Source organism: uncultured Aquimarina sp. (assembly GCF_947495315.1).
GTDB lineage: Bacteria > Bacteroidota > Bacteroidia > Flavobacteriales > Flavobacteriaceae > Aquimarina.
In genome coordinates, this window is record NZ_CANLYD010000002.1 from 271,215 (window position 1) to 285,374 (window position 14,160).

Annotated in this window: 16 protein-coding genes; 15 read left to right on the forward strand and 1 reads right to left on the reverse strand. The window is 33.2% G+C overall.

Translation table 11 applies throughout. The features are described from left to right. Positions 1-7: 7 nt before the first annotated feature. On the reverse strand, positions 8-670 hold the full coding sequence (locus Q0910_RS04580) for a DUF3592 domain-containing protein (RefSeq protein WP_299213052.1): 663 nt from the start codon (positions 668-670) through the stop codon (positions 8-10). Between the two features lie 312 nt (positions 671-982). Between Q0910_RS04580 and Q0910_RS04585 the strand changes: the two genes are divergently transcribed. From Q0910_RS04585 to dut, 15 genes are all read left to right on the forward strand, one after another. Further along, positions 983-3,607, forward strand: coding sequence for a hypothetical protein (locus tag Q0910_RS04585; RefSeq protein ID WP_299213054.1), 2,625 nt, complete (start codon positions 983-985; stop codon positions 3,605-3,607). Positions 3,608-3,629: 22 nt separating this feature from the next. Continuing rightward, positions 3,630-4,064 carry a polymer-forming cytoskeletal protein gene (locus Q0910_RS04590; protein ID WP_299213056.1) on the forward strand — a complete coding sequence of 145 codons (435 nt, stop codon included), beginning with the start codon at positions 3,630-3,632 and terminating at the stop codon, positions 4,062-4,064. After that, positions 4,021-4,260, forward strand: coding sequence for an AtpZ/AtpI family protein (locus Q0910_RS04595; protein ID WP_299213058.1), 240 nt, complete (start codon positions 4,021-4,023; stop codon positions 4,258-4,260). Before Q0910_RS04590 ends, Q0910_RS04595 begins: the two co-directional genes overlap by 44 nt. A gap of 46 nt (positions 4,261-4,306) precedes the next feature. After that, positions 4,307-4,684, forward strand: coding sequence for a hypothetical protein (locus Q0910_RS04600; RefSeq protein ID WP_299213060.1), 378 nt, complete (start codon positions 4,307-4,309; stop codon positions 4,682-4,684). Between the two features lie 152 nt (positions 4,685-4,836). Continuing rightward, the gene (gene atpB, locus Q0910_RS04605; protein ID WP_299213493.1) at positions 4,837-5,886 is read left to right on the forward strand and encodes a F0F1 ATP synthase subunit A; all 1,050 of its coding nucleotides are present in this window, start codon (positions 4,837-4,839) and stop codon (positions 5,884-5,886) included. A 40-nt stretch (positions 5,887-5,926) separates the two neighbouring features. Beyond that, positions 5,927-6,121, forward strand: a complete 195-nt coding sequence (gene atpE / locus Q0910_RS04610) for an ATP synthase F0 subunit C (protein ID WP_201921264.1) — start codon at positions 5,927-5,929, stop codon at positions 6,119-6,121. Positions 6,122-6,215: 94 nt separating this feature from the next. Then, a complete protein-coding gene (locus Q0910_RS04615) occupies positions 6,216-6,716 on the forward strand; it encodes a F0F1 ATP synthase subunit B (RefSeq protein WP_299213067.1) in 501 nt (166 codons plus the stop codon). Positions 6,717-6,723: 7 nt separating this feature from the next. Beyond that, on the forward strand, positions 6,724-7,251 hold the full coding sequence (gene atpH, locus Q0910_RS04620; protein ID WP_299213069.1) for an ATP synthase F1 subunit delta: 528 nt from the start codon (positions 6,724-6,726) through the stop codon (positions 7,249-7,251). A 74-nt stretch (positions 7,252-7,325) separates the two neighbouring features. Beyond that, positions 7,326-8,903, forward strand: coding sequence for a F0F1 ATP synthase subunit alpha (gene atpA / locus Q0910_RS04625; RefSeq protein WP_299213071.1), 1,578 nt, complete (start codon positions 7,326-7,328; stop codon positions 8,901-8,903). Between the two features lie 125 nt (positions 8,904-9,028). Next, the gene (atpG, locus tag Q0910_RS04630; RefSeq protein WP_299213073.1) at positions 9,029-9,889 is read left to right on the forward strand and encodes an ATP synthase F1 subunit gamma; all 861 of its coding nucleotides are present in this window, start codon (positions 9,029-9,031) and stop codon (positions 9,887-9,889) included. 87 nt (positions 9,890-9,976) lie between these two features. Beyond that, positions 9,977-10,843, forward strand: a complete 867-nt coding sequence (locus Q0910_RS04635; protein ID WP_299213075.1) for a hypothetical protein — start codon at positions 9,977-9,979, stop codon at positions 10,841-10,843. 167 nt (positions 10,844-11,010) lie between these two features. Further along, positions 11,011-11,664, forward strand: coding sequence for a hypothetical protein (locus tag Q0910_RS04640; protein WP_299213076.1), 654 nt, complete (start codon positions 11,011-11,013; stop codon positions 11,662-11,664). Continuing rightward, positions 11,649-12,161, forward strand: a complete 513-nt coding sequence (locus tag Q0910_RS04645; RefSeq protein ID WP_299213078.1) for a hypothetical protein — start codon at positions 11,649-11,651, stop codon at positions 12,159-12,161. Before Q0910_RS04640 ends, Q0910_RS04645 begins: the two co-directional genes overlap by 16 nt. A gap of 34 nt (positions 12,162-12,195) precedes the next feature. Continuing rightward, entirely contained in the window at positions 12,196-13,647 is a 1,452-nt protein-coding gene (locus Q0910_RS04650) for an oligosaccharide flippase family protein (protein ID WP_299213080.1), read from the forward strand. Between the two features lie 55 nt (positions 13,648-13,702). After that, positions 13,703-14,137: a dUTP diphosphatase gene (dut, locus tag Q0910_RS04655; RefSeq protein WP_299213082.1), complete on the forward strand. Its 435-nt coding sequence runs from the start codon at positions 13,703-13,705 to the stop codon at positions 14,135-14,137. Positions 14,138-14,160 lie beyond the last annotated feature (23 nt).

Below are 14,160 nucleotides of genomic sequence, written 5' to 3' on the forward strand. Positions count from 1 at the left end.
AAAAGACTTAGAATTTTTTTACAATAAATCCTGCTCCCGTAATCAAAACGCCAAATAAAAGAAGAGCTAATGCAAGCCCATATTTTTCTATGAAATCATCTAAATAGACTTCATTAACTGCTGGAAAATCTTTATGTATGTAAACAGAAACTTGTTCGTCGATGACAAAGTCCTTGGAGGATGAAGAAGTTTTTGTTTTGCGCTCGTAAATCTTATTCCTAAAAGTAAATTGCATTACAGGATTATACATAGTTTGTATAATTTTTCTGTTATCGCTATTTGTAACCGAAAGATGAGATTCATATCTGATTATAGTAGCACTTGTTTTTTCAGTTTGGGCTAAAGAATTTAATGTTTTACCAAGATTATATATTCCTCCGACCAATAAACAAAGTCCAACAAAAAGCAATAAATAGTACATAATTGTGGAAATCTTAGATGTTTTAGTATATAATGAATCTTTGACTTCTCTTTGAAAATTTTGACTTACTTCAATTTTAATAACATTTAATCCTGGATTGGCAATTATTTTTTTAACAACCTTATTCGCATCGCGCAGTGATAATTCATAAGTATCTATAATGTATTTTATCGCTTCCAATTTTTTATTGGAATTCAAAAAAATCTTCAGGATTTCTATATCGTCAATAGGAATTTCTATGATTCTCATGATGTTAGGCCAATTAAGAATGAATCGCGAAGATCGATAAATCTAAATAGTAGTAATACACTGTATTCGGTGAGTTTTTTGTTTATTATCTTAAAAGACAAAACAAATTGAAAGAGGTTCTTCTTTCTGAAAGGCAAATTGTTAACAACTTTGGAAGATATAATAAAAGCACGAACCCAGTGAGAAAAAGTTGTTAATAACCTATTTTTTACAGAAAGAAATGTATTTTTACATCTCACACATTATTTTTGTGCCGTTCTGATGCACTAAAACACAAGTTTTTAAGTTATCAGCGTATAAATTATTGAGATTTTGAGCAGAAAATTATCACAAATCATCGTTGTACTTCTCCTAATAGCAGTTGGGTTCAGTTGTTCACGTAAAAAAGACAAATGGACTAATAGGACTTGGCACGATGTAACTACCAAAAACAATACTCTGTATAATGGTAGAGTAGCTTTCGAAAAAGGAAAACAAGATATTGTACAAACTTATAGAGATAATTTTTGGGAACTACTTCCGGTAGAAAGGTTGATTGTTAGTGAGGATGTTAGATTACCTAACGAAGTGCTAAATCAAAATTTTGATAAAGCCGAGGAAAAAGCCGCAAAAGCAATTCAGAAGCATAGTATGCTTATTGATGATAGAGAGCGAAACCCTAAAATCGATGAATCTTTTTTACTTTTAGGGAAAGCCAGATATAATGAACAGCGTTTTATCCCTGCTTTAGAAGCCTTTAATTATATACTATATAAGTATCCTACCAGTAATAATATCAATCACGCTAAGGTCTGGAGAGCAAAAACTAATCTTCGTTTGGATAATAATGAAAAAGCCGTCGAAGATCTAATGAAGATGGTAGAAGAAGAGTATATGGAAGCTCAGGACTATTCCGATGCTGTGGCTATGATTGCTCAAGCTTATATCAATTTGGAACAGAAAGATTCTGCCGTAACGTATATTAGCAAAGCAGCTATCCATTCTAAGAATAATGAGGAAAAAGGCAGATACTTATACATAAAAGGACAGTTACTTAATCAATTAGGGTATAAGGACAGTGCTAATTATGCTTTTGACCAGGTTATTGAGCTTAATAGAAAAACACCTAGAAGATATATGCTTAATGCTTATATGGCAAAGGCAAGAAATTTTAACTACGAAACGGGAAATAAGATAGAATTTCTGGAACTTCTAACGGATCTAGAGGAAAATAGAGAGAATAGACCTTTCCTTGATAAAATTTATAATCAAAAGGCAGTGTACTTCAATACACTGGATTCTATTGATTTAGCAGTGGAAAATTACAATAAATCACTAAGAACTAAGTCTGAAGATAAACATCTGGAATCACTGAACTATAAAGCTTTAGGCGATATTAATTTTGATGATAAAGAATATGCTATCGCTGGTGCTTATTATGATAGTACACTGGAGCGCATGGTGGTAGATTCTAAAAAATATCGCGTACTTAAAAAGAAAAGAGTAAATCTGGACGATGTCATTTTATATGAAGGAATTGCAAAGACTAATGATAGTATTCTATCTGTAGTGGCAATGTCTCCAGAAGAAAGAATAGCATACTACTCAGAGTATACAGAAAAAATAAAGGCAGAAGCTATTGCTGCTCAGGAAGCTGCAGAAATCGCAAGAATAAAAGGAGAACTTCCTAATGAGCAACGATTTAGTCAGCCAAGAACAGGATTAGGAAATAGTAGTGGTCCAAATCCAGAAGAAGGAGGTACATTTTATTTTTATAATCCGACTACGATAGCTTATGGAAAAACTGCTTTCAAAAGAACCTTTGGAAATCGAGAATTACAGGATAATTGGAGAATTTCCAGTATTACAAATCCTAGTGCTGTATCTAATGAGGATCAGACTGAACAAGACGAATACTCTATAGATACTGATCCTACTTTCGATCCGCAAACATATATTACACAATTGCCAACGGACCAGGTAGTTTTAGATAGTTTACAAACCGACAGAAATTTTGCGTATTATCAGTTGGGCGTTATATATAAAGAGAAATTTCAGGAGTATGGATTGTCGATAGATAAGTTTGAAAATCTTTTAAAAAGTAATCCCGAAGAACGCTTAATAGTCCCTTCTAAATATAATTTGTATAAAATATATCTTTTACAAGGAGATATAACAAAATCAAATGAACTTAAGCAGGACATCATTAATACACATGGAGATTCTCGTTACGCAAAAATTCTTCAAAACCCTGATGAAGCATTAAAGGACGATCAAAACAGTCCGGAATCTATGTATAATAGATTGTATAAGGATTTTAAAAATCAGAAATATGCTTCAGTGATTAAAGAAAGTGATGAGTTGATTACTAAGTTTGGTGGAGAGGATTTTGTTTCGAAATTTGAGTTATTGAAAGCACAGGCAATTGGTCGCTATAAAGGATTTGAGGCTTATAAAGAAGCTTTAAACTATGTTTCACTAAATTATCCTCAAAGTCCAGAAGGCAAAAAAGCACAATTAATATATCAAACTACAATTCCTCAAATTCAAAACAGCGATTTTAAAGAGGGTATTGAGCAGGAAAAAAATCATAAGCTTGTGTATGCATATTCCAGATTTGGAGATAATCAGGCGCAAGAGCTGAAGGAACGACTAGATGCGATCATCAAAGACCTTAGGTATGATAAAATGAAAGTTTCATTGGATATCTATACAAAAGATCAACAATTTGTGGTAATCCATACCAAAAGAGATAAATTAGGAGCAGAAGGTCTGGCAGAACTTTTAATTCTGGGTAAAATTGAAGATACAAGAGGAGTAGACCTTACTAAATGGAATAGAAAAAAGAAATACTATGAAAAGGTGAACAAAGAATTTTTTATAGTAGCATCACCTAATTATAGAATTATCCAGATACATAAGAACCTGGATAAATATTTAGAGCCTAAATCAGAATAATAATTTTAATCCCCCCAGTAATATGTTTTCAGACAACAAGAAAGGAAAAGATCAAGCTTTAACCGATTTCTCCAGAAACCAAAACAAAATTTCAGAAGGAACTAAAATTGTAGGAGATGTTATTTCCGAAGGCGGTTTTAGAGTAGAAGGGACCATAGAGGGAACTTTTAAAACTACAGGAAAAGTAGTGGTTGGAAAATCAGGTTTTATTCAGGGAACATTAGAATGTTCTGATGCTGATTTCGAAGGTAAATTTTCAGGTAACCTTGTAATATCTGGCACCTTATCGCTAAAACCAACAGCGCATATCGAAGGAGAAGTTTCTGTTGGTAAACTGGCTGTAGAGCCAGGAGCAACATTCAATGCATCTTGTGTGATGAAAGGTGGCGTTAAATCTCTTGGAGGCAAACAAGATGGACAAAAACAAGGACAGCAAGGACAGGGGAAATCAGCTTAGAAAGTTTGCTGTCTTAACTGGTATAGCTTTTCAGATGGGAGCTACTATATTTCTATTTGCATACATAGGCGAAAAACTAGACGCTTATTTTGGATTTCAAGAGAAATGGCTAACAATAGTATTTGTTCTTTTAGGAGTGGCCTCATCATTATACTTGGTTATTAAGCAGTTGAATAAAATTAACAGGTCTAATTAAACTATGTAGCATAATTTGTTTTCTTTGCAAAATATAATTCAACAGTATGCTTCAGAATTTAGTAAGATTTACAATACTTTTTATACTAATAGTATTAGGCGGTTATTTAGCTCATAAGTCAATTATTAATCATTTCTTTGCTGGGGAGAATATTGAAATTGTTGATCTATCTTATAAGTTTAACGCTGCTTTTACCTTTGCTTTTACATCTACAATAATTTTACTAAGTAAAAAATATAAAGATCAGATAGGATTCATCTTTCTGGCAGGAAGTTTTGTGAAAACCGGTATTTTTCTTGCGCTAATAAAGATGAATAATATTGAAATTGATAAAAGTGTATTCTTGGATTTCTTTATACCCTATTTAGTATGCTTGTCTTTGGAAATATATTATATAGCTAAATTACTTAATAATAATAAATAACTGATTATCAGTGTTTTATTTTTTTATTTTTTTCAAAAAACTTATTTGCTAAAAATAGTTTAAGAATCTAACTTAATTATGTACATTTGCACCGAAATTTAGGAACCGAAATCTGACCTAGAATGCAAAAAATTAGTGTAGTTAGAATTTTTATGACTTTGGCCTTGATTCTCACTTCTTTGAATCTGGTTGCAAAAGATGCTAAAAAAGGAGAAAACGAAGGTAAAGTAGATACAAAAAGTGAGATTGATGCTTACATAGAACATCACCTTCAAGATTCGCACGATTTTACACTTTGGTCTGATGGGGAAAAAGGAACTCATGTAGGTTTTCCTCTTCCAGTAATTTTATGGGATGATGGTTTAAAGATTTTCTCTTCTTCTAAATTCCATCATGGTGAAACAGTTGCAGAGGTTGATGATAATTTCTACAAGTTAGATCACGGTAAAATATACAAGACCGATGCAGAAGGTACTATAACTTATGATGAAGATCATCATGCAACCAATGTAAAGCCATTAGATTTTTCAATTACAAAGAATGTGGTAACCATTCTTATTGTATGTATTTTGATGTTTTTGATGTTTGGAGGTCTTGCAAAATCTTATAAAAAAGGTGATTTACCTACCGGTTTTGGAAGAGTGCTGGAACCTTTAGTTATTTATGTTCGTGATGAAATCGCTATTCCTAACATTGGAAAAGAAAAGCATAGAAAATTTATGGGATTCTTGCTTACTGTATTCTTTTTCATATGGATTTTGAATTTACTGGGAATGACTCCTCTTGGAGTTAATGTGACAGGTAACATAGCAATAACAGTATGTTTAGCTTTGTTTACATACTTCATTACTCAATTTAGCGCAAATAAAGAATATTGGAAACATATTTTCTGGATGCCAGGTGTTCCGGTACTTATGAAAATCGTATTAATGCCAATTGAGATTCTAGGAACATTAACAAAGCCTTTCGCGTTATTGATTCGTCTCTTTGCTAATATTACTGCGGGTCACGTAGTAATTATGAGTTTGATAGCATTAATTTTTACAGCACAAAACATATATGTGATGACACCTGTGTCATTACTGTTGACAATATTTATATCAGTGATAGAGCTTTTAGTAGCCTTTTTACAAGCATTTATATTTACAATGTTATCTGCTTTGTTTATTGGGTTGGCAGTTCAAGATCACGATCATCATTAAGAATAAGAACAATAATTGTTTAATATTTAATACTTTTTTTATGGAAATTCCAGGTTTAGTAGGTGCAGGTTTGATTGTAATCGGAGCAGGTATCGGTTTAGGAAAAATCGGTGGATCGGCAATGGAAGCAATCGCTCGTCAACCAGAAGCTACAGGTAAGATTCAAACTGCGATGATTATTATCGCGGCACTTTTAGAAGGTTTAGCATTCGCTGCTTTAATCCTTGGGAAGTAAGAAATTAAAAAAATATCACTTTCAACGGTTGGTTGAAAGTGATATTTACCATTTAGAAATTAAAGATTAGACAACACTAATAAGTATATAAGAAATGGATAAATTAATTAACGATTTTTCATTCGGACTATTTTTCTGGCAAGCATTAATACTTTTGGTATTACTGTTTTTATTAAGAAAGTATGCTTGGAAACCAATTTTAGACTCTTTAAATAATAGAGAAGAAGGGATCAAAAATGCATTAGAGTCTGCAGAGGCGGCTAGAAAAGAAATGCAAAACCTTCAGGCTGATAATGAGCGTATCCTTAATGAAGCTCGTGCAGAAAGAGATGGAATGCTTAAAGAAGCAAGACAGTTGAAGGAGAATATGATCGCAGATGCAAAAGCTGAAGCACAGACAGAAGCTGATAAGATTGTTGCTCAAGCACAAGCTACTATCGAAAGTGAAAAGAAAGCCGCGATTGCTGATCTTAAAAGTCAGGTGGCTGGACTTTCTGTGGAGATAGCAGAAAAAGTAGTAAGAAAAGAATTAGCTGACAAAGACAAGCAACTAGCGTTGGTAGAGTCTATGTTAGGAGATGTTACCTTAAACTAATCATAAGATGAGTAGAGCAGCAATACGTTATGCTAAGGCAGTTTTGAGTTTAGCTCAAGATAAAAATGCTACTGAGGATGTTCAGAGAGATATGCAAAGTATTATCGCTACTATAGATAGTAGTGCTGAGCTCAAAATGGTATTAAATAGTCCTTTGATCAAAAGCGAAGTAAAGCTAGCTTCTTTGCGTGAGGTTTTCGAAAATACCGGCGACCTGACAAAAAAACTTTTTGATACGTTAATTACAAATAAAAGAGTGAACCTATTAGAAGATGTTGCTAAGCAGTACATTGTTTTATTTGATCAGTTAAATAATACCCAAGTTGCCACGGTTACTACCGCTGTTCCTTTAGATAAAGGATTAAGTGCTAAAGTAATGGCTAAAGTAAAGGAACTAACTGGTAATGAGGCTACCATAGAAAATATTATCGATGAAAGTATCATTGGTGGATTTATTCTTAGAGTAGGAGATTTGCAGTATAATGCAAGTATAGCTAATAAGCTAACAAGTTTAAAAAGAGAATTGAGTAATTAATAAATTACTTTAATAATAAAAATTTAATAATAAGAGAATGAGCATTTAGGCTCGTTTTTACAAACTATTATAAAATGGCAGAGGTGAATCCTGCTGAAGTATCAGCAATATTAAAACAACAATTATCTGGATTTGAAGCTACGGCTTCACTAGAAGAAGTAGGTACAGTATTACAAGTTGGTGATGGTATCGCCAGGGTATACGGATTGTCTAACGTTCAGTATGGAGAATTAGTAGAGTTCGAATCTGGATTAGAAGGAATCGTACTGAATCTTGAAGAAGATAATGTTGGAGTAGTACTTTTAGGTTCTTCAACAGAAGTAAAAGAAGGTGTAACAGTAAAACGTACACAAAGAATTGCTTCCATCAATGTTGGAGAAGGAATCGTAGGTCGTGTAGTGGATACATTGGGTAACCCTATCGATGGTAAAGGTGCGATCGAAGGTGAAACTTTCGAAATGCCATTAGAGCGTAAAGCTCCTGGTGTAGTTTTCCGTCAGCCAGTTACAGAACCATTACAGACAGGTATTAAATCTATCGATGCAATGGTGCCAATTGGTAGAGGACAACGTGAGTTAGTAATCGGTGACCGTCAGACTGGTAAAACTACAGTGTGTATTGATACAATTCTAAATCAAAAAGAATTTTATGATGCTGGTGAACCAGTATACTGTATATATGTGGCCATTGGTCAGAAGGCATCAACTGTTGCATTAATTGCTAAAGTATTAGAAGAAAAAGGTGCATTGGCATATACAACTATTGTTGCAGCTAATGCTTCGGATCCTGCTCCAATGCAGGTGTATGCTCCATTTGCAGGTGCTGCAATCGGTGAGTATTTCCGTGATACAGGTCGCCCAGCTTTAATCATTTATGATGATTTGTCTAAGCAGGCAGTTGCATACCGTGAGGTATCATTATTATTACGTCGTCCACCAGGACGTGAAGCATATCCTGGAGATGTATTCTATCTTCACTCTAGATTATTAGAGCGTGCTGCAAAAGTAATCGCAGATGATAGTATTGCAAAAGATATGAATGATCTTCCTGATTCTTTAAAAGATAAAGTAAAAGGTGGTGGATCATTAACTGCCCTACCAATTATCGAAACACAGGCGGGAGATGTATCAGCATATATCCCAACTAACGTAATTTCGATTACTGATGGTCAGATATTCTTAACTTCAGATTTATTTAACTCTGGTGTTCGTCCGGCAATTAACGTAGGTATCTCTGTATCTCGTGTTGGAGGATCAGCACAGATTAAATCAATGAAGAAAGTAGCAGGTACGTTAAAACTAGATCAAGCACAGTTCCGTGAATTAGAAGCGTTTGCTAAGTTTGGTTCTGACCTTGATGCAGCTACCTTAAATGTTATTGAAAAAGGTAAGCGTAACGTAGAAATCTTAAAGCAAGCTCAGAATGATCCATATACAGTAGAAGATCAGATCGCGATCATCTATGCAGGATCTAAGAACCTGTTAAGAGATGTTCCTGTAAATAAGATCAAAGAATTCGAAAGTGACTTTATAGAATATCTTAATGCAAAACATAGAGATACATTAGACACTTTGAAAGCTGGAAAATTAACAGATGAAGTAACAGACGTATTACTTTCAGCTTGTAAAGAGGTTTCAGCAAAATATAAGTAAATAGTATTGAGTACAGAGTATTAAGATTTTTAGTACTCTGTATTTTATATAAAGTTATACTATTAGAAAGGTGTTGTTTTAGGAAGTACTATCTACTAACTAGTCAATACTCAATACTAAGAAAAATGGCAAATTTAAAAGAATTACGTAGTAGAATTACCTCTGTATCCTCAACGATGCAAATTACCAGTGCCATGAAAATGGTGTCGGCAGCGAAGTTGAATAAGGCACAGATGGCAATTACTGCTATGCGTCCTTACTCAGATAAACTTACTGAATTATTACAGAGTTTAAGTGCTTCTCTGGAAGGAGACAGTGCAAGTTCATATGCTGAGCAGCGTGAGGTAAACAAAGTTTTAGTAGTAGCAATTGCCTCTAATCGTGGTTTGGCAGGTGCTTTTAATTCTAATATTATTAAGGGTTCAAGAGAGCTGTACAATAATGTGTATGCAGGTAAGCAAGTTGACTTTGTTACCATCGGTAAAAAAGTGAATGATATTATTTCTAAAACACATACTGTCGTTGCTAATAAAAGTGAAGTCTTTGACGATCTTACATTTGCTAATGTTGCTGATATTGCAGAAGAACTAATGGAGTTATTTATGAATGGTTCTTATGATAAAGTAGTCGTTGTATATAACAAATTTAAAAACGCTGCAACTCAAATAGTAACTACAGAGCAGTTCCTACCGATTGAGCCGGTAGCGGGTGAAAAGAGCGCTAATTTAGACTATATTTTTGAGCCGTCTAAAGAAGAGATTGTAGAGCAATTGATTCCTAAATCGCTTAAAACACAATTGTACAAAGCAATTCGTGATTCTTTTGCGTCAGAACACGGAGCACGTATGACAGCAATGCATAAGGCTACTGATAATGCAACAGAATTAAGAGACGCACTTAAATTACAATATAACAAAGCAAGACAAGCTTCTATTACTAATGAGATCCTAGAGATCGTTGGTGGTGCAGAAGCGTTGAATAATTAAGAATATAATTTGAAATATAAAAAGGTCTTGTAAGTGATTACAAGACCTTTTTATATTATATTAAAGAGATTTAAATAATTTTGTGTTATGAGAAATGGTTTAATGTTAGTTTGTATATACTTAATAAGTAATTCTTTATTTGCTCAAGTATCTACTTGGGATTTCGAAAAAGAAGAATATGAAAATCTGAAAAACAGAACTACTCTTTTTGTTCTCGATATTTATGAAAAGGATTCTTTAGAGAAAGCAATTTCGGAGGTTTGGACTTTTAATGATTTTAAGGTAATATCTACTGAGGAATATAAGGACTATGATAGAAATACTAAGTATGCTGTATTTTCATTTGGCTCTTACACTAGTACTTTAAGTTCAAGCTGTTCAGTAAGCAATGCTGGTAACGCTAATAATTGGTTTTCTAGTAGCACATTTACAAGGAACTATTACAAGCTAAAATACCATATCAAAGACGGTAAAAAGAAAACTAAAGATATTGCTAAGGTGTATCTTAGCCTTAATTATGGTCTTGGTTATCTTAAAAATCAGTTAACAGAGATTAATAGGTTACTTTTAAAAAATGAGAAACATGGATTTTATGGAAACCACGAAAACTCAGAAAAACTAGCAGATTTAAAAGAAAAAACTCTGTTTGTTCCTGAAGAAATAAAAATGAGATTACACCCAAGAAAGTTAGTACTTGTTGATAGAAAAGATCCTGATAAGCTTTTTAAAGATTATTCTTGGAAATATGAATATATTGATAGGAAGAGTTTGCAAAGTAAAATATTAAATGCTACAGAAACCTTTTATTATTTAATGTCTACTAGTGCTGCAAAAGAGAAGTTTGTTGAAGTTATAGACGGATATACAGGTGAGATAATATATCACGATTATAATGCTATGTCCGTTGATCTTGTACCGAAAAATGTAGAACACCTAAATTCAAAAATCAAATAACGTTTTTTCAAAAAGGATATATAGAAAATCTTATTTCTAAAATTGAGTAGAAATAGGAATTCAAAAAATTGTATTCAAGAACCTCATACACAATGATGTATGAGGTTTTTTGTTTTTTTTATGATAAAGGACATTTTCGTTTTCTATCTTTAAGGGAAAAAAGAAAAATGAAAACAATTAAACTTTTCGCGCTACTAGTTATCGCGTCTTTAGTATCTACAGTCAATGCGCAGGAATCAGAAACCCTTTATGAAGCAGGTGATATAAAAATGGGGATCGCTGGCGTTCCACTTATGGATTTTGGCAATGGTTATAGTGGAATCGCAGCTAAACCAAGTTTGTCCTATTATGTGTCCGAACGTTTCGCTATCAATACATCAGCTTTTGTGTTATTTCCTCAAGATATTGAACAGGAAAATGGGAGAGATGCTGAAATTCAGGCATACGGTTTTATTCCTTCTTTTAGGAAACATGCAATTAATAGTGGTAAATTTAGTTTCTATTTAGAATCCGGAGTCGGAATCGGTGCTATTCGTTACAAGGCAAACGATCCTGCTGATATTGCTATTGAAGATAATAGTGGAGGTTTATTACTGTTAACAGCCGGAGCCGGAATTAATTATAGATTTGCTAAATGTCTAGAATTAGAATTTGGTCTTCCGTATATGTATGGGTTAAACATTACCAATGGTGATGATACTAAGTTATTTTCTGGAGTAGCGTTTAATTTTGGTATGAACTTTGTCTTTAATACCAGGGATATAAAGAAGATGAAAGAAAAATATCGTGAACATTTAAAGAAAAAATGGGACAACGAATAAACCTTAAAACAATTATTATCAAAATCAGTTTACTAAGTATTTTGGTCGCTTTTACGCAATGTGCCACAAGTCAAAAAATTGATAAAATAGCACCAGTACAACTTAAAGACCCTTATTTTCAAAATTGGATTTCTGGAGTAAGAGGAGGAGGGGCTGGTTTTATGGTTTATCTTCCTCTAGATGGAACTTCTGATGTACAATTAGAAACCGTTTATTTCAAAGGGAAAGAGGTGAAACTTAATTTTGAAAATAATAAAGCTGTTTATAGTGGAAGATATACAGATCCTAAAACAGTTAGAAAGGATATTATTATGAGTAGTGACCCAAAGGAAGAATATAGTAACAAAGTCTCTGAAATCGAACAAAAAATACCATTCGAGCTTAAGGACGGAGAATGCGTGGTCGCATACACTAAAGATGGTAAAAAAGGATATTTTAAACTTGATAAATTACCAGAGAAGGAATTGAAAGCATATCCAATGCGGCCAAGGCAATAAAAATTGTATTTTTAGAGCCACAATTAAATAGCAGTTGGGAATTTTTCAAAAACTTTTTAAGCAAACACTTATATACGGAATGGCAACAGTGCTACCGCGCATGTTGTCTTTTCTTTTAGTCCCCCTATATACAGATCAACTACCAACAGAAGAGTATGGTAAGGTTTCAATTATCTTCTCATATTTAGTGCTTTTCAATGTGTTATTAGCATATGGGATGGAAACTGCTTTTTTTAGGTTCTTTAGTAAGGAATCGGATAAGGAAAAAGTCGTGAGCACTTCAGCGATATCCATGGCCATTTCATCTTTTATATTCTTAGTGATTGCTTTATTATTAAAAGAAGAAATATCAGTCTGGACCGATATTAAGTTGGAGTATATAAATCTAGTAATTTGGATATTACTCTTGGATGCTTTGGTTATTATTCCATTTTCTTGGTTAAGAGCAAAAGAACGCCCAATCAGATATGCAATTATTAAAATATCGAATGTCGCGATTAATTTTGGACTTAATGTTTTTTTCTTACTCTATTTAAAACAACTTTCATTTCATTTTTCAGTAATAGATTGGATCTGTAAAGATGATTATGAAATCAGTTACATTTTTATTTCTAATCTAATTGCTAGCGGATTTGCATTGCTGGTATTATTACCTTTCTACACTAATATTAAATATAGTTTTGATGCCGTTTTATGGAAAAAGATGATGAAATATGCGATGCCAATTCTGATAGCGGGAATAGCATATTCCATCAATGAAACATTTGATAGAATTTTATTAGATAAGTTATTGCCAGAAAATGTGGCTGAACATATGGTTGGTGTATATTCTGCTTGTTATAAGTTAGCGTTGTTTATGACATTATTTGCTACGGCTTTTAGATTAGGGATAGAGCCATTTTTCTTTAATTACGCCGGGAATAAAAATGCACCAGAAACCTATGCTAGAATTACTAAGTATTTTGTGATTTTAGGATCTTTTATCTTTTTGTTCGTGATTGTGTTTGTTCACGTTTTGAAAATTGCTTTTTTAAGAGATGCATCCTATTGGGAAGCGGTAAAAATTGTTCCTTTTATTTTATTAGCCAATTTCTGTTTAGGAATTTATCATAATCTATCTGTGTGGTATAAAGTAACAGATAGAACCAGATTTGGAGCATATATATCTGTTTGCGGAGCAATTATTACACTACTTCTTAACTTTCTGCTAATTCCAGAATATACCTATGTAGGTTCTGCAATAGCCACTTTAGCAGCTTATGGAACAATGATGCTACTATCTTGGTATTTTGGAAAAAAATATTACCCAATTCCATATGATCTGAAAAAGATAGGAATGTATTTAGCGTTATCAATAGGTTTTTCAATCATTTCGTTTTACATATTTGATAGTAATTATGTGATTTCTATCCCTTTATTACTCGTGTTTTTAGTAATTTTGTATGCTTCGGAAAAAAAGGAATTAAAACAACTATTAAAAAGATAATTTTTCTGTCCTCTCGAGCGGATTCGAGAGATGGCAGTGATTTATATAAAACAATATGCAGATAAATATTATCAACAAGTCATCACACGAGTTGCCACATTATGAAACAATTGCTTCTGCCGGAATGGATCTAAGAGCAAATATAAGTGAGCCGATAACACTAAAACCTTTAGAGAGAACACTCGTTAAAACAGGGCTGTTTATTGAGTTACCTGTAGGTTTTGAGGCGCAAGTTCGTCCTAGAAGTGGACTAGCTGCAAAGAAGGGAGTTACAGTGTTGAATGCTCCAGGAACTATAGATGCTGATTATAGAGGAGAAATTGGAGTTATTTTAGTGAATCTGTCCAATGAGAATTTTGTGATAGAAAACGGAGAAAGAGTGGCGCAGTTAGTAATTGCTAAACACGAAAGAGCCGAATGGAATGAAGTGGCAGAACTTTCGGAAACCTCAAGAGGAGCAGGTGGCTTTGGAAGTACTGGAGTTAAATAATCAACCAATCAAAAATAATAATA